The following is an 18,167-nucleotide window of genomic DNA, read 5'->3' on the forward strand; positions in this document are numbered from 1 at the left end:
TGCACCGTGGCGCCGGATTCCCTCGAGCAGCTCGACGATTATCTGGACCGGCTGGCGCGGCGGGCGTCCAGACATACGCACGCGGCCTACCGGCGGGACCTTTGCGCCTTCCATGCGTACTGCGATTCGGTGAACCTCGCTGGCTGGGCGGACGTCGACGCAGCCAGGATCCGGGCCTATGTCGGCACCCGGCATCATCGGGGTGAGTTGTCGGCCCGGAGCCTTCAGCGGCTTCTGGCCGCCATTCGCGGGTTTTTCGACGATCTGCTGAAAAAACGGCTGTTGGATGTCAACCCGGCGCGGGCTGTGCGCCCGCCTAGGAGTGGACGCCGGCTGCCGCGTCTGCTCGATGTGGATGCGGTCGCCGGGCTGCTCGATGCGCCCGCCGACGATCGGCTGGAGACCCGTGATCGGGCGATGTGGGAGTTGTTTTATTCGTCCGGCCTGCGCTTGAGCGAACTGGTGGAGTTGGATGTCGTCGACGTCGATTTCGGCGCCGGCAGCGTGTTCGTCCGTAAGGGCAAAGGCGGCAAGGCACGCTACGTGCCGGTCGGCGCCAAGGCGCTCGAAGCCATCGGTGCCTGGCTGGAAGCCCGTCGCGTCCTGACCGGCGCGGGGCAGCCAGCGCTGTTTCTCAGCCGGCAGGGCCGGCGCATCGCCCCGCGCACGGTGGAAATGCGGCTGGAACGCTGGCGTGCGAAGTTGGGGCTGTCCGAACGGGTCCATCCCCATATGCTGCGGCATTCCTTCGCCAGCCACATGCTGGAGGCCAGCGGCGATCTGCGGGCCGTGCAGGAGCTGCTCGGTCATGCCACGTTGGCCACGACCCAGATCTATACGCACGTCGATTTCCAGAGGCTGGCCGCCGTCTACGATCAGAGCCACCCGCGTGCGCGGCGCGACCGCCCCCGGAAAGCCTGAGTATCCCCTGGGTTTTTTTGGATATAATCGACACTTCCCACGACGGGCAACCCCTACAGGATTCCTCATGGCTGCGTCACCCAAACGTCCAGGTCTGCTGAAGTCTTTCTTCGGCGCCATCCTACGCGCGTACCATCCGCGCACCATGCGCGAGAAGGGTCTGCTCTGGACCGTGACGATGCTGACCATTCTGGTGCTGGGGATTTTCCTGGCGATCGCGGAGTACTGGGGTGAAGAGCCGGAAGAATTCGACGTGCTCGCTTCGGCGATCCAGGATGCCGGTGTCAAGAATTCCCGCGAGCTGCCGCTGGGTTATACCTATGCGACGACGCTGATCGACATCGGCGAAACCCTCCTTTACAAGCCGGGCGGATTCCTAGTCAACGACATGTTCCCCCCGGGCGTCTTCGAGGACAACATGCCGATGTGGGAGTATGGAGCGCTGACCGCGCTGCGCGATGCCACCTCGGCGCTGCGCAACCACATCGCCCGGGCCCAGTCGCAATCCAAGGAAGATCCCGACCTCGCCCAGGCAGAACCTTTCTTCTATTTCGACCATACTTCCTGGCAGTTGCCCTCGTCCGAATCGGAATACCAGAAAGGCATCGAGGCGATGATGCGTTACCGCGCCAGGCTGATGAAGCGCGAGGCCAGTTTCTTCTCCCGCGCGGACAATCTGCGGCAGTACCTGGAGATCCTCGAAAAGCGTCTGGGCAGTCTGTCCAACCGTCTGAGCGCGAGTGCTGGGGACATGAGCCAGGTGAGCACGGAGGAGAAAAGGGGCGTGGCCACCAAGACCTCCTGGTGGAACGTCGACGACATCTTCTTCGAGGCCCGGGGCTACAGCTGGGCGGCGATCCACATCCTCAAGGCCATCGAATTCGACTTCCGCGACATCCTCGGCAACAAGACCGCGCTGGTCTCGCTGCAGTCCATCATCCACGAACTGGAGGACGGCCAGGCACCGTTCCTGAGCCCGATCATCCTGAACGGCGACGGCTTCGGCATTTTCGCCAATTATTCACTGACCCTCGCCAATTACATCGCCCGCGCCAACGCGGCAACGATCGATCTGCGCAACCTGCTCCAGCAAGGCTGATCCGGCGGCCGCCAAGGGGAACTCATGTCTGACGAGACTTTCGAACGTCCTGCGATCACCGGCATCGGCCGGCGGCTGGTCTTCATGGTGTTTTTCATGGTGGTGCTCGGCGCGGTCCGGTTCGTGTTCTGGGCCATCGTCGCGTTCCAGTTCCTGAGCCACCTGCTCACCGGTGGCGTGAATCCCAACGCCGTCCAGAGCGGCGCCCGGCTAGCCGAATACATCTATCGCATCATGCTGTTCCTGACCTACGAGACCGAGGCCATGCCATTCCCCTTCGGCGAACGGACGGGCCGGCCGGACCCTCGGGGCCGTTGAATCACTCGGAGCATTCCTCGACCTCTGCCAGCAGCCGGCGGATTTCCTGGAACAGTTGACGGGCGTGGCGCGGCGGTTTGGCGCGCGCCCGCTCCTCGCGGGCGCCGCGGACCAGCTTCCGGAGCAACTGGCGGTCCGCGCTGGGGAACTCCTCCATCAGCGCGTCGACGGCTTCGTCGCCTTCGGCGATCAGCCGGTTGCGCCATCGTTCGATGCGGTGTTGCCGCCTGGCAGCCGCGGCGCCGTGATTTCTCATGGCGTCGAGGGCGTCGCGGATCGGTCCGGCGTCGATCTGGCGCAGCAGTTTGCCGATGTATTTGATCTGCCGCTTCAGCGCCCCGTGCGCATCGATGCGCCTTCCCAGCCGCACGGCCTCCGCTACCGGCTCGGGCAGCGCCAGCCGGTCCAGTCCTTCCTGTGGCAGCAGCACCAGTTCCCGACCGAGTTCCAGCAGCTCTGCGCTCGCGCGCTTCATTTTCGCATGGTTACGGCGGCGGCCGGAGCCTTCTTCCTCGGCGGCGGCGTCCAGGTCGTCGAATTCGTCTTGCATTGGGGTCTTCTCGTAGGCTCGATATGGGGTGGCACCCAACCTCCGGACAGGTATGGGGTACGCTCGGCGGGTGCCCGGCGTGAATCCTACCCCAGGGCGGGGGTGCGCTGCAGCGGGTCGGTCCGGTAAAACTGGCACATCTGGGCGTAAACTGCGGGGAATTCGTCGTGCACCAAGGCGGGCCGTTCGAAGAAATATTCGCTCAGCACCGCGAAGAACTCCGAGGGCGATTCGCCCGCGTAAGGGTCGACGGGGGTGTATTCGGCGCGGTCCAACCGGGCATTGAAATCTTCGAATGCGGAAGTGAAGTCCTGTGCCCAGGCCGAGGGCCTCATGCCCCGGTGCAAGGGAGGGAAACCGTCGCAGGGGCCGTTCAGCATGTCCAGCTTGTGTGCCATTTCGTGGATGACGACGTTGTAGCCGTCGCCCTGTCCCGAAGCTTCCACGTCGGCCCAGGAAAGGATGACGGGCCCCCGATCCCAGGCTTCGCCGCCGAGGATTTCCTCCCATTCGTGCATGACGCCGACGTCGTCCATGGCCTCCCGCGGCCGCACGAATTCGGTGGGAAACACCACTACCGTGCGCCAGCCGGCATACCAGTCGAAATCCAGATGGAGTATGGGGAGGCAGGCCAGTGCGGCGATGCGGATCTTCATGGCTTCGGTCAAAGCCAGATTGCCGGACGATTCGAAAATCTTTTCATGGAGGAATAGGGTCGCCAGGCGCCGCAGTTTCTCCCGTTCCGGTTCGGGCAGGCGGGCCAGCAGAGGAACGTTGGCAATGGCGGCGCGGAATGCCGTCGGACCGATCGGACATTCGTCGAGAATCCGCCGCCGGCGCAGGTGCCGGAAGAATTTCAAGATCGGCAAGGTCTGTCCTGTCGCTGTGTCATCCATGCGGAGCCGCCGCTTCCGCCTGTATTAAAATGCCGGCTCCGTAAGTCAGGGATCCCCAAAGCCGTGCCGGCCATCGTATTGTCCACCCTCAACGCGCGCTTCATCCACACATCCCTCGGCCTGCGCTGTCTGCTGGCCAACCTGGGTGAGTTGCGGGCCGATGCCGCGCTGGCCGAATTCGTCATCACCGACCGCCCTGCCGATGTCGCAGAAAAAGTGCTGGCCTTGCATCCGCGCATCCTGGGGTTGGGCGTTTACGTCTGGAACGTGGAAGAGACCGCCCGGCTGGTCGCGCTGCTCAAGTCGGTGAGACCGGAGCTGATCGTCGTGCTCGGCGGGCCGGAGGTCAGCCATGAATGGGAACAGCAGCCGATCACCCGGCTGGCGGATTATATCGTCGGGGGACCGGGCGAGCTGGTGTTTTCCCGCCTGTGCCGGGACATCCTGAACGGCACGCCGCCGGCCGGGCGCTTCCTCCGCGCCGAACTGCCGGACCTCGACGCCCTGGAACTGCCCTATACCTGTTACGGCGATCAGGACATCGCCAACCGGCTGATCTATGTCGAGGCCTCGCGGGGGTGTCCATTCAAGTGTGAATTCTGTCTGTCGGCATTGGACCGGACCGCCAGGCCGTTCGAGACCGGTCGTTTCCTGGCCGCCATGGAAGATCTCTACCGGCGCGGTGTGCGGCATTTCAAGTTCGTCGACCGGACCTTCAATCTCAACATCGGCACCAGCCTACGTATCCTCGAATTCTTCCTGGACAAGGCAGACCCGTCCTTGTTCCTGCATTTCGAGGTGATTCCTGATCATCTGCCGGATCGTTTGAAGGAGGCGCTGGCGCGCTTTCCGCCGGGATGCCTGCAGCTCGAAATCGGGGTGCAGAGTTTCGACCCGGAGGTGCAGGCGCGCATCAGCCGCCGCCAGGACAATGCTGCGACCGAAGCCAATCTGGGCTGGCTGAGGCGGCATACCCACGCGCATTTGCACGTCGATCTGATCGCCGGTCTGCCGGGCGAGACGCTGGAGGGATTCGCCCGCGGCTTCGACCGCCTGATTGCTCTCGATCCCCATGAAATCCAGGTTGGCATTCTGAAGCGCCTGCGCGGCGCGCCGATCGACCGCCACACCCGATCCTGCGGTATGCGCTACAACCCTCATCCCCCTTACAACGTGGTGCGGACCGACGTCCTGGATTTCATGGCCCTGCAGCGCCTGAACCGCTTCGCCCGTTATTGGGATCTGGTCGGGAACTCCGGACGCTTCAGGGAACTCCGGACGATCTTGCTGCGGGATCAGCCTTTTGCGCGGTTCATGGCATTTTCCGACTGGCTGTACCTTCGGACGGGCAAGACCCACGAGATCGCGCTCGACCGCCTGTACGATTTCGTCTTCGAATTTCTGACCATGGAATGCAGCGAAGACGATGCCCGGGTCCGGCATGCCCTGGCGGCGGATTTCCGGGCCAGCGGTACCAGGCGACCCCCACGTTGCCTGCTCGATGCGGGGACGGCTGAAGCGCCGCGTCGGCTTGAAAAGCCGGCCACCCGGCGTCAGACGCGCCATGGCCGTGGCTGATGGAACTTCCGGGCGGATGGGCGGTCGTTCCTTCGTAGCGCTCGATGAAGTGGAAAGATCGTCCCGATGAATACTGATGACAAAGAACTGTTCCGGCGTGAGATGGAAGACGTAACGCCGCTCAAACCCTCGGATCGGGCATTCTTGCGTCCGCAGGAGGCGCCGACGCCGGGTCAGCTCTATCGACGGTCGGCGGCGCAGCGGGCGACGGGGCGCGATGCCAATTTCCTCACCACTGATTTCGTTGAATTCGTCGATCGCGAGTCGGTGCTGAGTTTTCGCCGTCAGGGGATCCAGCGCGCGGTGTTTCGTAAACTGGAGGAGGGCGCCTATGAGATCGAAGCCGTGCTCGACCTGCATTTCCTGAGCGTGGAAGAGGCCAGGACGGCGGTGTTCGAGTTTATCCGTGATTGCATGAAGCATGACGTGCGGACCGTGCTGATCAATCATGGCAAGGGCGGGCGGGAGGCCGGTAAGCCGACCTATCTCAAGAGTTACGTGGCGCGCTGGCTTCCCCAGCTCGACGAAGTGCTCGCCTTCCACAGTGCCCGGCGCTGGCACGGCGGCACCGGCGCCGTGTACGTGATGCTGCGGAAGAGTGAACGACAGAAGCAGATCACCCGTCAGAAGCTGGGCCTGACCTCGGTCAAGCCAAAATGAGCGCAGAACCGGAGTTCGTCGCGGCGCGCTTTCTGCCGGAAGGCGAGGGCTTCCTCGTCGAACCTCTGGGCGGCGGGTTGATCAACCGGACCTGGCTGGTGTCTCCCGCCGCATCGCCGCGCTTCGTGTTGCAGCGCCTCAATACCCGGGTGTTTGCGCATCCCGGGCGCATCACCGTCAACCTCTGCCGCATCCAGGGCAGGGTCAAGCAAGGTCGTTCCGGACTCGGCGAGCATTGGCCGGATCTGGTCGCGCCGCGGGCAGGCGGCGACGCGTTCATCGATGCCGAAGGCGGCTACTGGCGGGCGCAGCGCTACCTCGAAGGCAGCCGGGTGCTGGAGCGTATCGCGACGGAACGTCAGGCACTGGAGGTCGGTCGGGTGCTGGGAACGTTTCACGCCGCACTGGGCGAGATCGATTGCACAGAGTTGGAAGACACGTTGCCGGATTTCCACATCGCACCCGCCTACCTCGCACGGCTGGACGCGGTTCGGGCATCGGCCGGGGCGGCCGATCCTTCGGTCCGCCAGGCGCTGGATTTCGTCGAGGCGCGGCGGGATTTCGTGCCGGTGCTGGAAAGGGCGAAGGCGGCTGGCCGTTTGGCTCTGCGCATCATCCATGGCGACCCCAAGCTGGCCAATATCCTGTTCGACCGCGACGGCGAGCGCGCCCTCACTCTCATCGACCTCGATACCGTCAAGCCTGGACTGGTGCATTACGACATCGGCGACTGTCTGCGCTCCTGTTGCAACCGTTCCGGTGAATCTTCCGACGATCCGGGAGCGGCCCGCTTCGATCTGGCCCTGTGCGAGGCCATCCTCCGGGGGTATCTCGCGGCGGCGGGAGACATGCTGACGGCCGAGGACCGTGACCACCTCTACGACGCCATCCGGCTGATCCCGCTCGAACTTGGCATCCGTTTCCTGGCCGACCATCTGGCCGGCGACGTGTACTTCCGGGTCGAAAGCCGTGGCCAGAATCTCCGGCGGGCGCGGGTGCAGTTCAGGTTGGTGGAATGCATCGAAGCGGACGAGACGGCGATACGGCGGATCGTAGCCGCGCCGTCGCCTTCGATGGAAACCGGAGAAGGTTGATTGCGCAGCGTGCTCGCCCTCACTGTCCTGCTTTCAGTCGCTCCCAGTATTCCGTGTAGAGTCCGATCGCCTCACCCAGGTCCACCTGGTACTCCCCGCGTTCCAGGACGTCCGCCGGTGGGTAGATCAAGGGGTCGTTCCTGATCTCGGGCGGCAGGATGGCGATGGCGGCGGCATTCGGCGTGGCGTAGCCCACGGTCTCGCTTATCAGCCGGGCTACTTCCGGCCGCAGCAGGTAGTCGATGAGTGCGTGCGCTTCGTCCGGGTTTGTGGCGTTCCTGAGGATCGCCAAGTTGTCCATCCACAGCAGCGGCCCTCCCGGGGGCTGAACGAAGCGGATCGCCGGGGTCTCCCGCGCGGCCAGGTAGGCCACGCCGTTCCAGATCATCCCCGCATCCACTTCGCCGGTGATGAACAGGATCTGAGGCGCGTCGGAGCTGAACAGGCGCACATTGGGCATCAGTTCGCGCAGCTTGCGGTAGGCCGCGTCGATGTGGGCGGGGTCGGTCGAATTGACCGGCAGCCCCAGCACCCTCATGGCCATGTGGAACACCTCCCGCATGTCGTTGGGCAGCAGTAGGGCGCGGCGGAACCGTGGCTGCCAGAGGTCGGCCCAGTCGTGCAGACTGGCAGGGTCTATCCGTTCGGCGTTGACCCCGATTCCGGTCATTCCCCACAGATAGGGCACGCTGTAGCGATTCTCTGGGTCGAACGGCAAGTCGAGGTGATGCGGATCGAGATTGCCGAAATGGGGCAGCAGCGAGCGATCCAGCGGTCGCAGCAGGCCTTGTTTGCGCATCCGGTCGACCATATAGGTGGACGGCACCACCAAGTCGTAGCCGCCGCCTTCGAGCAGCTTGACCTTGGCATACATTGCCTCGTTGCTGTCGTAGGTGGCGTAGTGCACCTGGATGCCGGTCTCGCGGGTGAAGTTCTCCAGCACCGCCGGCGGCAGATAATCCGACCAGTTGAAGAAGTGCAGTTCCCGCTGCCCGGCCGCGACCGGGACCAGGAATGCCACGAGCAAGAACGCGGCCCGCCGGATCAGTGCCGGTCTTTGTGCAGCAGCCATTGGGCGAGAACCACGAAGCTCAGCGAGACCGCGAACAGCAGCGAGGCGAGGGCATTCACTTCCGGTTTCACCCCGAGCCGGACCATGGAATAGATGCGCAGCGGCAGGACCTCGAAATCCGGACCGGTGACGAAGAAACTGACGACCGCATCGTCCAGCGACAGGGTGAAGCTCATCAGCCAGCCCGCGGCGATGGCCGGCAGCGCCAATGGCAGCACGACGCGGCGGATGGCGGTCCATTCCCCGGCGCCCAGATCGCGCGCCGCTTCGACCAGGGCGTTGTCGAACCCTTGCAGCCGCGCATGCACGGTGAGGGTGACGAAAGGCAGGCAGAAGCCGGTGTGCGCCAGCCACAGCGTGAACAGGCCCAGCTCCAGGTGCAAGCCGATGAACAGGACCAGCAGCGACACCGCCATGACGATGTCCGGCGACATCAGGGTGACGAACAGCAGGCCCATCAGGAATTTTCTCCCCCGGAACCGGTAGCGGTGCAGGCCGACCGCGCCCAGGGTGCCCACGACGGTCGCAAGGCTGGCGGACAGCGCGGCCACGGCCAGAGAATTGCGGGCCGCGGTGAGGATTTCGGCATCGTTCGCCAGGCTTTCATACCAATCCAGGGTAAAGCCCTGCCAGCCGATGCCGTATTTCGAGGCGTTGAACGAACCCAGGATCAGCACGGCCATAGGCAGGTAAAGGAAGGCGTAGATCAAGACGCCGTACAGCCGGCCGGGCGGAATCGCCGCTGCAATGCCCTTCCCCGGCTCAAAACGGGCGGTATTTTTCATTCGCAGACTCATTGTTCTTCACATGAGCGAATACGTTGTTCGTCGCGGCGGCCGCAGCTGGGAGGCGAGCGCGGCTGAACTCGCCCATCCGTCGCGGGACTAACCGTCGTCCGGGGCGATGCGTTTCGCCGCATACGCATAGAGCGCCAGGAAGGCCAGGAGCAGTCCGATCAGCACCAGGCTGGCGGCGGCGCCGAAGGGCCAGTCCTGGGCCTCCAGGAACTGGTCCTTGAGCAGGTTGCCGACCAGCAGATGGCGCGAACCGCCCAGTACGTCGCCTACGTAGAACAGGCCCAGGGCCGGCAGGAACACCAGCAGGCAGCCGGCGACGACGCCGGGCAGGGTCAGCGGCAGGACCACGTGCCGGAATCTCCGGAAGGGGCCGGCGCCGAGGTCCCGGGCCGCTTCCAGCAGGCGGGGATCGAGCTTTTCCAGGCTGGCGTACAGCGGCAGGATCATGAACGGCAGCAGCACGTGGACCAGGCCGACGATCTCGGCGGTCTGGGTGTAGAGCAGCCGCACCGGCTGATCGATCAGCCCCGCGGCCAGCAGCAGGTTGTTCAGCGCTCCCTTGGCCGCGAGCAGGCCGCGGATGGCATAGATGCGCACCAGCGAGCTGGTCCAGAAAGGCACGATCACCAGGGTCAGCAGCAGTGGGCGCAGCCCTGGCCGGGCGCGGGCCAGGCCATAGGCGAAGGGATAGCCCAGCAGCAGGCAGAGCAGGGTGGCGATGAACGCCGTGGCGAAAGACTCGGCGAAGACATGCAGATAGATCGGGTCGGCCAGCCGGCGGTAGTTGTCGAGCGTCACGGGCCCGCCGGCGAAGCCCGCCGGGCTCCGGCTGAGGAGGCTCAGCCCCACCACCAGCAGGGTGGGTGCCAGCACGAACGACAACAGCCAGCCGGCCAGAAGGCCGACCGTCACGGTTTTGAGGATCTCAGGTCTCTGGCTCATGGGGAAGCACGATTTCCCAGCCCGGCGTCCAGCTCACCCGTACCCGCTGGCCGGGCGGATGATCCAGAGCCGGCGTGTCCTCGCGGAAGAATTCGCTGGTCTTGATCCGCGGTCCGGCATCCAGGGCGATCACTGTGTCCAGGGTCACGCCGCGGTAGGTTCGTTCCAGCACGTGCCCGGCGAGGCCGCCTTCGGCGGCGGCATCATCGTGCACGTGCAGGTCCTCCGGCCGGAGCACCAGGACGAGCCTGGCGCCGACGCGGAATCGCCGGTCGGTTCGCACGGTCAGCGGCGTCCCTGCCAGCTCGACGATCAGGCTGTCCGGAGCCGTGATCGCCGTGACGGTCGCTTCCAGAACGTTGCTCTCGCCCGCGAACTGCGCCACGAACAGGTTCGCCGGCCGCTCGTAGATGTCGCGGGGCGGTCCCAGTTGTTCGATCCGTCCCGTCCGCATCACGGCGATACGGTCCGACATCGACAAAGCTTCTTCCCGGTCGTGGGTCACGAAGACGAAGGTGATGCCGGTCTGCCTCTGCAGACCCTTGAGTTCCAGCTGCATCTCGCGCCGCAGTTGATAGTCCAGGGCGCTCAAGCATTCATCCAGCAGCAGGACCCGCGGACGGTTGACCAGAGCGCGGGCCAGAGCCACGCGCTGCTGCTGGCCGCCCGACAGCTGTAGCGGCCGGTGCCCGCCCAGCCCGTCCAGACGCACCATGCGCAATGCCTCCGCGGTTCTCGCCCGGATTTCCGCGCTGCCGAGCTTTTTCATCCGCAGGCCGAAGGCGACATTCTCGGCCACGCTCAGATGGGGGAAAAGGGCATAGCTCTGGAATACCGTGTTGACGTTACGCGCTTCCGGCGGTACGCCGGCGAGTGTTCGCCCGTCCAGGAAGATTTCGCCCGAATCGGGAATCTCCAGACCGGCCAAAAGGCGCAGCACCGTGGTCTTGCCGCAGCCCGACGGGCCGAGGAGGGTGAGCAGCTCGCCTTCCCGGAGTTCCAGATTGAAGTCGCGGAGGGCGCAGTGACTGCCGTAGTGCTTGGAAACGGCGCGGAAACTGGCGATGGTGGATCGGGTCATGGCCGCTATTGTCCGATTTTCCAGGATGTTCCGGAACCTGGGCCGTCCGGATGGGCGCATCCGGAGCCGGCTGTTGGCATAATAGGGTCCTTGGATCGGACTCGAGACCTTACCCACCCGGCAGGCCGCGGTGGGGCCGAATCGTAAAACGCATGAGCCACTCCTTCACGCCGCCGTTCTCCCTCCTTCCAGCCAGCCTGCCGGTCTTTCCGCTGCCCGGAGCGGTGGTGATGCCGGGTTGCCAGCTGCCTCTCAACATTTTTGAGCCGCGCTATCTCAACATGGTGTTCGATGCTCTGGGAGCAGACCGGATGATCGGCATGGTGCAGCCCGACCCTTCCATGACGGACGGGGACACCGATGCCTTGAGCCGGACGGGGACCGCCGGCCGCATCACTTCCTTCAGCGAGACTCAGGATGGCCGCCTGATCATCGTGCTCACCGGCGTCTGCCGTTTCGACGTCGGTGAGGAATTGGCAGGCACGCGGGGTTACCGGCGGGTGATGGTCCGCTGGGAGCGTTTCGCCGTCGATTACGAGACCGATGCTGGCAAGCACGAAGAATGTCACCGTCTTTATTCGCTGCTCCGGGCCTACTTCGTCCGCAAGTCGATGGAAGTCGACGATCTGCTGATGGAGAAAATGCCGGTCACGTCCCTGGTCAACCTCATGATTGGCCAGCTGCCCTTCGAAACGGCCGAGCGGCAGGCTCTGGTGGAGGCGGTGTCCCTCGGCGAACGGCTGGAGAGTCTGGCGCGCCTTATCGAATTCAAGCTTGCGGAGCCGCAGATCCAGAGTGCTGCGAGACGCCACTGAGGGGCTGCCGGTGCCGAACGGCGGCGGGCTCGGGCAAGATCGGCGTTGGTGGGCGGCGAGGGATTTCGGATGGAGTGGAGCGGAAAACGGGTTTCGGATGGGAGCGCAATGCGTCCTATGGTGGCCGCTTCGGTGTCAGGCGGATTCGGGAGCGGCGAGTCCGTGGCGGCCTTCAAGGCATTGGCAACGGAGGCCGAGGCCGGGGATGCTTCGGCCCAGCGGCGCCTCGGCCTGTGTTTCCGTGACGGGCTCGGCACGGACTCGGACATCCACCGGGCGATGGCGTGGTACCAGCGCTCCGCGGCTCAAAACGACCCGATGGCGGCGCTCGAGCTGGGGCTCATGCTCGAATCGGGCCTTGGAATCTCCTCCGATCACGGCGAGGCGGGGAAATGGTACCGCGTGGCGCTGGACCTGTGGCGGGACCGTGCGGAAGGCGGTGATGCCCTGGGGCAGTTCGTTCTCGGTCTTTGCCATGAGGTGGGAGCGGGCGTCCCTGCCGCCCACCGGGAGGCACTCAAATGGTACGGCCGTTCGGCGGAACGAGGTTGCGCCCATGCCCAGTGGGCCTTGGGGCGTTTGCACGAGGACGGATTGGGTGTCGTCCGCGATTATTCCGAAGCGGTTCGTTGCTATCGGGCCGCTGCATTCCAGGGACATGCCCGTGCCTGCTTCAATCTGGGCCTGATGGCCGAATTGGGGCTGGGGATGGTGCGGGATGCAGACTGCTCCGCCAGTTGGTACGGCAAGGCGCTGGAAGTCTGGCGGCGGTGGGCGGAGCTAGGCGATCCTGCGGCTGCAACGGCGCTCGCGGCCATGTATGAGGCCGGCCATGGCGTGGCAAAGGACTATGCCGTGGCGGTATGCTGGTACCGGCGGGCCGCCAGGCAGGGTAATCCGCTGGCCCAGTTCGAACTGGGGCGGTTGAGCATGGAAGGCCGGGGGGTGGAACGCAACGATGTCGAAGCGGTAGGCTGGTTCCGGCTCGCGGCCGGGCGCGGCCATGCGGACGCGCAGTTCCACCTGGGGCTGATGCACGAGCATGGCCGGGGAGTGACACGCCGATTCGAAGAGGCGTTCCGCTGGTATGACAAGGCAGCCGATGAAGGGCCGGCGAGACGTTGGGACGCGTTCCACCGTCTCGTCCCCGCAGCGGGCGAGGTTCCGGAAGGATGCGGTCTGGGCGCGTGGTGACAGGGCCGGAGTCCCTGGCGTCATCGAGCGTTCTTGGCTGCGTATTCGAGAACGTGTACACGGCTTCCCGGCGTATTGGCGGGACCCGAATTTTCCAGAAGCAGGCAGAGGGGTGGGCAATGAGCAAGGAACGGGAACGGTTCGTCAACCAGCGTGTCGCGATGTCTTTGATTTTGGCCGCCGGACTGTCGGCTGCCTCGTTCGGGGAGGCCGAGGCGGGTACGTTCCTGCGCGCCGCCCGGCCCATTCCCGGGCAATACATCGTGATCTTCCGAAGCGAAGCGGAGAGCGCTGCGGGTTTTGACGGGCTGCTGGGCCGGGTGAGCCGGCTGTATAACACCGTGCCGGCGCAAGTGTGGCGGCATGCCGTCAAAGGGTTCGTGGGCCGGATGTCGCCGGTGGAAGCCGCGGCACTGGCCAACGATCCTTCCGTCGCGCTGGTGGAGGAGGATGGCATTATCTCGATCCACGCCACCCAGTCCGGTGCAACCTGGGGACTGGACCGGATCGACCAGGCCAGTCTGCCGCTGAACGGCACCTACACCTACAACACGACGGGACAGGGCGTCACGGTCTACGTGATCGACACCGGCATCCGGACCAGCCATTCGCAGTTCGGTGGCCGGGCCAGCGAGGGTTACACGGCGATCAATGACGGCCGGGGCGCCCGCGACTGCGATGGCCACGGCACGCATGTCGCCGGAACCATCGGCGGCTCGACTTACGGCGTCGCCAAGGGTGTCAAACTGGTTTCGGTACGGGTCCTGGATTGCAATGGTTCGGGAACGACGTCCGGTGTGATCGCCGGGGTGAACTGGGTGACCGCCAATGCGCAGAGCCCCGCCGTCGCCAACGTCAGCCTGGGCGGCAGCGCTTCCCAGGCGCTCGATACCGCGGTGCAGAATTCGATCAACGCGGGCGTGACCTATGTGATCGCCGCCGGCAATTCCAACAGGAATGCCTGCGACGAGTCGCCCGGCCGTACCGCCGCCGCTTTGACCGTGGGAGCCACCACTTCTACCGACGCCCGCGCGAGTTATTCCAACTATGGAACCTGCCTGGATATTTTCGCGCCGGGCAGCAGTATCACTTCCGCGAGCAACGCGGGCGACAACGCGACCGAGGTCATGAGCGGTACCTCGATGGCGACGCCGCACGTCGCCGGAGCCGCGGCCTTGTATCTGTCTGCTTTCCCGGGCGCGGCACCGGCTCAGGTCGCATCGGCACTGACCTCCAACGCGACCCCCGGCAAGGTCGGCGGGGCCGGCACGGGGTCGCCCAATCGCCTGTTGTACACGGGGTTCATCGCGGCGCCCGCGGTCGACACCACGCCGCCTCAAGTGACGCTCACCGCGCCGGCGGCTTCGGCCACCTTGACCGGCGCGGTGAATCTCGCCGCCAATGCCGTGGACGAAAGCGGCGGAAGCGGCATCGCCAAGGTCGAATTCCGCGTCGATGGCAAGGTCGTGGGGACTGATACCTCGGCGCCATACGGCGTGGTGTGGGATTCTGCATCCGTGGCGGACGGATCGCACGCTTTCGACGCGATGGCCACCGACAATGCCGGGAATTCGGCCCTGTCCAATTCGGTCAGTGCCGATACCGCCAATGGCGGCCAGTCCTCCCCCGCCTGCTCGACGACCAGCCAACTGTTGGCGAATCCCGGTTTTGAAAGCGGGACGGTGGCATGGACGGCGTCCGCGGGGGTCATAGACAATTCCAACTCGGCACCGGCGCGCAGCGGAAACTGGAAGGCCTGGCTGAACGGCTATGGCACGATCCATACCGATGACCTGTACCAGCAGGTTACGGTGCCAGTCGATGCCTGCAGCGCCAATTTCAGCTTCTGGCTGCGGATCGCCACCAGCGAATTCACCGGCGCGCCGGCGCGCGACACGCTGACGGTGACGGTGCGCAATACCGCAGGGACTGTGCTGCAGACGCTGGCAACCTATTCGAACAGGGACCGCTCGTCGGGGTATGTCCAACGGCGCTTCGATCTGTCCGCATACAAGGGGCAGACCATCCGGCTCCAGTTCCGGGGCGTCGAGAATTCGTCCCGGGCCACCAGCTTCCTGGTCGATGATGCGGAGCTGGCGGTGACGCGATAGTGATTTCCGAATCGGGGAGGGGCTGTCCCTCCCCCGGCATGAGGCTGCCGATGAAAGGTTCCTTTTCGAGGTGGCGGGGCTTGGTGTTCGCGGCGGCCATGACCGCGTCTTCCGGTTCCGGCGCCGGCCCCGTCCAGTTCACGCTGCTGGCACAGGGGGCTCAGAGCGGCATCGAGGACGAGCGGAACGTGGTCATTCTCGATGAAGCGGCGCTCCGCTCGCTGTGGACCTCGCACGGTGCGGGCGCTAATCCCGTCCCCCCGCCGCCGCAAGTGGACTTCTCCAGCGAGATGGTGATCGCCGCTTTTGCCGGCACCAGGAACAGCAGGGGCTACCGTCTCACCATCGCCGGTATCGAAGAGAAGGATCGCCGCCTGCAAGTGGATCTCTTGCTCGAGCGGCCGGGAGCCGGTTGCATGACGGCGCAAGTTCTGACCCAGCCGCATGTCTGGGCAAAGCTCCGGCGCAGTGCTCTGCCGGTGGAGTTCCGGATGTCCACTGTCGACATCCCATGTGCTGCCGGTGGGTGAACCGTCTTCCCCATCGTTCACTCGCTTTTGATGCCCAGGTTTTCCCGCAGCATGGCGATGAAGAGATCGCCCTGCTCGCGGGCGTCGTCGAGGGCGATGTGGGTGTGTGGATGGGGTGAACTCCAGCGTTTGGGCAGATAGTTCTTGCCCGATTTTCCGAAAGTCTGGCGGCGCATCCCCATGGCATACGATCGGACGTCGATGCCATGTTCCGAAAAAGGCCGGCGTCCGGTGAAGCGGATCAGATACCAGTAGATCCACATGAAATCCCAGGTGGCTGGCCAGGCAAGAAATATCGGCTTGCCCGGCAGACCATCCAGCCAGTCCGCAAAGGCGTTCATAGCCTCTGCCGGCGGCCGCGTGTTCCGGCGGTGGGCATTCCATGCCTCCGGGAACTGCCGCCACCATTCCGCCATGGCCGGATGAGGGGCCGCCTCGGGGAGCGTTTCGAGGTTGACGGTGAATTCACCGAGAAGATCCCCCTGGGCCCCATAGGCCACGGCACCGATGCTGAGCATCGAGTGGGGGCCGGGTATCGGGCCGTCCGCTTCGATGTCTACGCTGACATAAATTTCCCCTGCTTTGATCTTGGTCATGGGCTTGCTCCTGAATGACGGTCACTATTCCCGAATACGGGGCGGGCCGTCAAACATCGGGACGATGCCGGGCCCATTGCTTCCTTGCGTTGCCCAGACGGTTACGTTAAAGTTCTGCGGATTTTATGCCGTGAGTGAATTCCCACAGAAAACTGGGGGTAATGACCGAATGCTGCATGAGCGGAGCCTTGAAACGGAGTCTCCTGCGGGCGCTTGAGGTGCGGAGCGGGCCGGTTCCATGATTGAGTCCGAGCGGGACCCACAGACAGGCGGCAAGCGAATCGTCCTGAAACCCAATGCATCGCTGACGCGCGTGCAGGCCCGTCTGCTGCTCTGCGGGTTCGCCTTGGTGCTGGTTTCCATCGGGTCGGCGTTCGCCTTCCTTGGCTGCTGGTTCGTTCTGCCGTTTGCCGGTGCAGAATGGCTGGTACTGGCTTATTGTTTCAGCCTGGCTTTCCGGCAGTCGGCGGTGCGCGAAGTGATCACGGTAACGGACGCGGACGTCATGCTGGAGCGTGGAATCCGCGGTCCGGACGAGACTTACCGGTTCCGCCGCGCCTGGCTCGGTGTCAGCCTGGACGGGCCGGCGGCGGCAGGGCATCCCAGCCGGCTATGCCTGAAGCGTCATGGCAGGAAGATAGAGATCGGTCGTTTTCTGGTGGAGTCGGAGCGCGAGGCGCTGTACCGGGAATTGAAAGAAGAACTGACGAATGGCTAGTGGTTCGATCCGCAAAACATTGACCTGAGATACCGAGGAGAGGGCTCCGTGAAAAAACTTAAGCTACTGATCACCGGGCTGGGGATCGCAACGTTCGGGGAGGCGAGTGCCGACTATGCGCTGAATCTCTCGCCCGGCGTCACCCAGTTGAGCCGGGATATCTATGATCTGCATATGTATATCCTGTGGATTTGCGTGGCGATCGGTGTGGGCGTGTATGGCATGATGGTCTATTCCATCATGCACCATCGCAAGTCGAAGGGAGCGGTGCCGGCTCATTTCCATGAGAACACCAAACTGGAAGTCGTCTGGACCATCATTCCCTTCATCATCCTGCTGGCCATGGCGATTCCTGCGACCAAGGTGATGATCGAGGCTTATGATACGAGCGCATCCGACATGACCGTCAAGGTCACCGGCTACCAGTGGAAGTGGCGTTACACCTACCTCGACAACGGCATTGACTTTTTCAGTACACTCGATGCGAAGAGCAACGAAGCGCGTCAGTTGGGCGTTCGGTCTAATCCCGAAGCGGTGCCGAACTATCTCCTGGAAGTCGACAAGCCCTTGGTGATTCCGGCCGGCAAGAAGGTCCGCTTCCTGTTCACCGCCGCCGATGTGATCCATTCCTGGTGGGTGCCGCAGTTCGGCTGGAAGAAGGACGCCATCCCGGGCTATGTGACCGATGCCTGGACCAGGGTCGAGCAGCCCGGCATCTATCGGGGCCAGTGCGCCGAGCTGTGCGGCCGCGACCATGGATTCATGCCGATCGTCGTCGATGTCAAGAGCGAAGCCGACTACAACAAGTGGGTGGAGGAGCAGAAGGCTCAGGCGCAAAAGGCCGTCGCCGATGCTGCCAAGACCTACTCGATGGCGGAGCTGATGGCCAAGGGTGAAGAGGTGTACAACGCAAACTGTGCGGGCTGCCACATGACCAACGGCGAAGGCATGCAGGGCATGTTCCCCGCCATCAAGGGCAGCCCCGTCGCCACGGGTGATTTGAATACCCATCTCGATGTGGTCGTAAAGGGCAAGGGTCAGATGATGCCATCCTTCGGCGATTCCCTGAGTCCTGTGGAGATCGCCGCCGTCGTGACCTACCAGCGCAACGGCTTCGGCAACAACATGGGCGATCTGGTTCAACCGTCGGACGTTTCCGCGCGGAACTGATTTTTCAACGCTTTCGATGAGGTCA

The 18,167-nt window shown here is 64.2% G+C and carries 19 protein-coding genes; 12 read left to right on the forward strand and 7 right to left on the reverse strand.

The features are described 5' to 3' along the window. Positions 1-6 precede the first annotated feature (6 nt). From xerC to H156_RS0101035, 3 genes are read left to right on the forward strand one after another with little or no spacing between them, the layout of a single operon-like run. Positions 7-921, forward strand: coding sequence for a tyrosine recombinase XerC (xerC, locus tag H156_RS0101025; RefSeq protein ID WP_017364856.1), 915 nt, complete (start codon positions 7-9; stop codon positions 919-921). Beyond that, on the forward strand, positions 890-2,020 hold the full coding sequence (locus H156_RS0101030) for a DUF2333 family protein (RefSeq protein WP_010960182.1): 1,131 nt from the start codon (positions 890-892) through the stop codon (positions 2,018-2,020). Before xerC ends, H156_RS0101030 begins: the two co-directional genes overlap by 32 nt. 24 nt (positions 2,021-2,044) lie before the next feature. Continuing rightward, complete coding sequence (locus tag H156_RS0101035) at positions 2,045-2,338, forward strand: DUF4389 domain-containing protein (protein WP_010960183.1); 294 nt, start codon at positions 2,045-2,047, stop codon at positions 2,336-2,338. Position 2,339: 1 nt separating this feature from the next. Here H156_RS0101035 and yjgA read toward each other — a convergent pair whose 3' ends face one another. Together yjgA and H156_RS0101045 are read right to left on the reverse strand one after the other, a co-directional pair. Further along, positions 2,340-2,888, reverse strand: a complete 549-nt coding sequence (yjgA, locus tag H156_RS15610; RefSeq protein WP_010960184.1) for a ribosome biogenesis factor YjgA — start codon at positions 2,886-2,888, stop codon at positions 2,340-2,342. An 86-nt stretch (positions 2,889-2,974) separates the two neighbouring features. After that, complete coding sequence (locus tag H156_RS0101045) at positions 2,975-3,784, reverse strand: M90 family metallopeptidase (RefSeq protein WP_017364857.1); 810 nt, start codon at positions 3,782-3,784, stop codon at positions 2,975-2,977. Positions 3,785-3,847: 63 nt separating this feature from the next. Here H156_RS0101045 and H156_RS0101050 point away from each other — a divergent pair, with 63 nt between their 5' ends. The 3 genes from H156_RS0101050 to H156_RS0101060 all read left to right on the forward strand — a co-directional run bounded on the left by H156_RS0101050 (position 3,848) and on the right by H156_RS0101060 (position 7,116). Further along, the gene (locus H156_RS0101050) at positions 3,848-5,362 is read left to right on the forward strand and encodes a B12-binding domain-containing radical SAM protein (protein WP_017364858.1); all 1,515 of its coding nucleotides are present in this window, start codon (positions 3,848-3,850) and stop codon (positions 5,360-5,362) included. Positions 5,363-5,428: 66 nt separating this feature from the next. Continuing rightward, positions 5,429-6,022 carry a DNA endonuclease SmrA gene (gene smrA, locus H156_RS0101055; protein WP_017364859.1) on the forward strand — a complete coding sequence of 198 codons (594 nt, stop codon included), beginning with the start codon at positions 5,429-5,431 and terminating at the stop codon, positions 6,020-6,022. Beyond that, a complete protein-coding gene (locus tag H156_RS0101060) occupies positions 6,019-7,116 on the forward strand; it encodes a phosphotransferase enzyme family protein (RefSeq protein WP_017364860.1) in 1,098 nt (365 codons plus the stop codon). Before smrA ends, H156_RS0101060 begins: the two co-directional genes overlap by 4 nt. 19 nt (positions 7,117-7,135) lie before the next feature. On the opposite strand, the gene H156_RS0101065 is transcribed toward H156_RS0101060, so the two are convergent. The 4 genes from H156_RS0101065 to potA form a co-directional block, all read right to left on the reverse strand. Further along, positions 7,136-8,188, reverse strand: a complete 1,053-nt coding sequence (locus H156_RS0101065) for an extracellular solute-binding protein (RefSeq protein WP_017364861.1) — start codon at positions 8,186-8,188, stop codon at positions 7,136-7,138. Continuing rightward, positions 8,161-8,973 (reverse strand): spermidine/putrescine ABC transporter permease PotC, encoded by an 813-nt coding sequence (potC, locus tag H156_RS0101070; protein WP_017364862.1) that lies wholly within the window; start codon positions 8,971-8,973, stop codon positions 8,161-8,163. Before potC ends, H156_RS0101065 begins: the two co-directional genes overlap by 28 nt. 99 nt (positions 8,974-9,072) lie before the next feature. Beyond that, positions 9,073-9,927 carry a spermidine/putrescine ABC transporter permease PotB gene (gene potB, locus H156_RS0101075; protein ID WP_017364863.1) on the reverse strand — a complete coding sequence of 285 codons (855 nt, stop codon included), beginning with the start codon at positions 9,925-9,927 and terminating at the stop codon, positions 9,073-9,075. Next, entirely contained in the window at positions 9,911-11,008 is a 1,098-nt protein-coding gene (gene potA, locus H156_RS0101080) for a spermidine/putrescine ABC transporter ATP-binding protein PotA (RefSeq protein WP_017364864.1), read from the reverse strand. The genes potB and potA overlap by 17 nt, the downstream gene beginning before the upstream one ends. A gap of 152 nt (positions 11,009-11,160) precedes the next feature. Here potA and H156_RS0101085 point away from each other — a divergent pair, with 152 nt between their 5' ends. The 4 genes from H156_RS0101085 to H156_RS0101100 all read left to right on the forward strand — a co-directional run bounded on the left by H156_RS0101085 (position 11,161) and on the right by H156_RS0101100 (position 15,658). Continuing rightward, on the forward strand, positions 11,161-11,823 hold the full coding sequence (locus tag H156_RS0101085) for an LON peptidase substrate-binding domain-containing protein (RefSeq protein WP_017364865.1): 663 nt from the start codon (positions 11,161-11,163) through the stop codon (positions 11,821-11,823). 108 nt (positions 11,824-11,931) lie between these two features. Further along, positions 11,932-13,017: an SEL1-like repeat protein gene (locus H156_RS15615; RefSeq protein ID WP_238536830.1), complete on the forward strand. Its 1,086-nt coding sequence runs from the start codon at positions 11,932-11,934 to the stop codon at positions 13,015-13,017. A 119-nt stretch (positions 13,018-13,136) separates the two neighbouring features. Further along, positions 13,137-15,128, forward strand: a complete 1,992-nt coding sequence (locus H156_RS0101095; protein ID WP_017364867.1) for a S8 family serine peptidase — start codon at positions 13,137-13,139, stop codon at positions 15,126-15,128. A gap of 98 nt (positions 15,129-15,226) precedes the next feature. After that, on the forward strand, positions 15,227-15,658 hold the full coding sequence (locus tag H156_RS0101100) for a protease complex subunit PrcB family protein (RefSeq protein ID WP_428829178.1): 432 nt from the start codon (positions 15,227-15,229) through the stop codon (positions 15,656-15,658). 17 nt (positions 15,659-15,675) lie between these two features. On the opposite strand, the gene H156_RS0101105 is transcribed toward H156_RS0101100, so the two are convergent. Continuing rightward, positions 15,676-16,254, reverse strand: a complete 579-nt coding sequence (locus H156_RS0101105) for a 3'-5' exonuclease family protein (protein ID WP_017364869.1) — start codon at positions 16,252-16,254, stop codon at positions 15,676-15,678. Positions 16,255-16,492: 238 nt separating this feature from the next. Here H156_RS0101105 and H156_RS0101110 point away from each other — a divergent pair, with 238 nt between their 5' ends. After that, the gene (locus tag H156_RS0101110; RefSeq protein ID WP_017364870.1) at positions 16,493-16,972 is read left to right on the forward strand and encodes a DUF2244 domain-containing protein; all 480 of its coding nucleotides are present in this window, start codon (positions 16,493-16,495) and stop codon (positions 16,970-16,972) included. Positions 16,973-17,020: 48 nt separating this feature from the next. Further along, positions 17,021-18,142 carry a cytochrome c oxidase subunit II gene (coxB, locus tag H156_RS0101115; RefSeq protein WP_010960199.1) on the forward strand — a complete coding sequence of 374 codons (1,122 nt, stop codon included), beginning with the start codon at positions 17,021-17,023 and terminating at the stop codon, positions 18,140-18,142. Positions 18,143-18,167: the final 25 nt, after the last annotated feature.

Source organism: Methylococcus capsulatus str. Texas = ATCC 19069, from assembly GCF_000424685.1.
In the GTDB taxonomy this organism is placed as follows: Bacteria; Pseudomonadota; Gammaproteobacteria; order Methylococcales; family Methylococcaceae; genus Methylococcus; species Methylococcus capsulatus.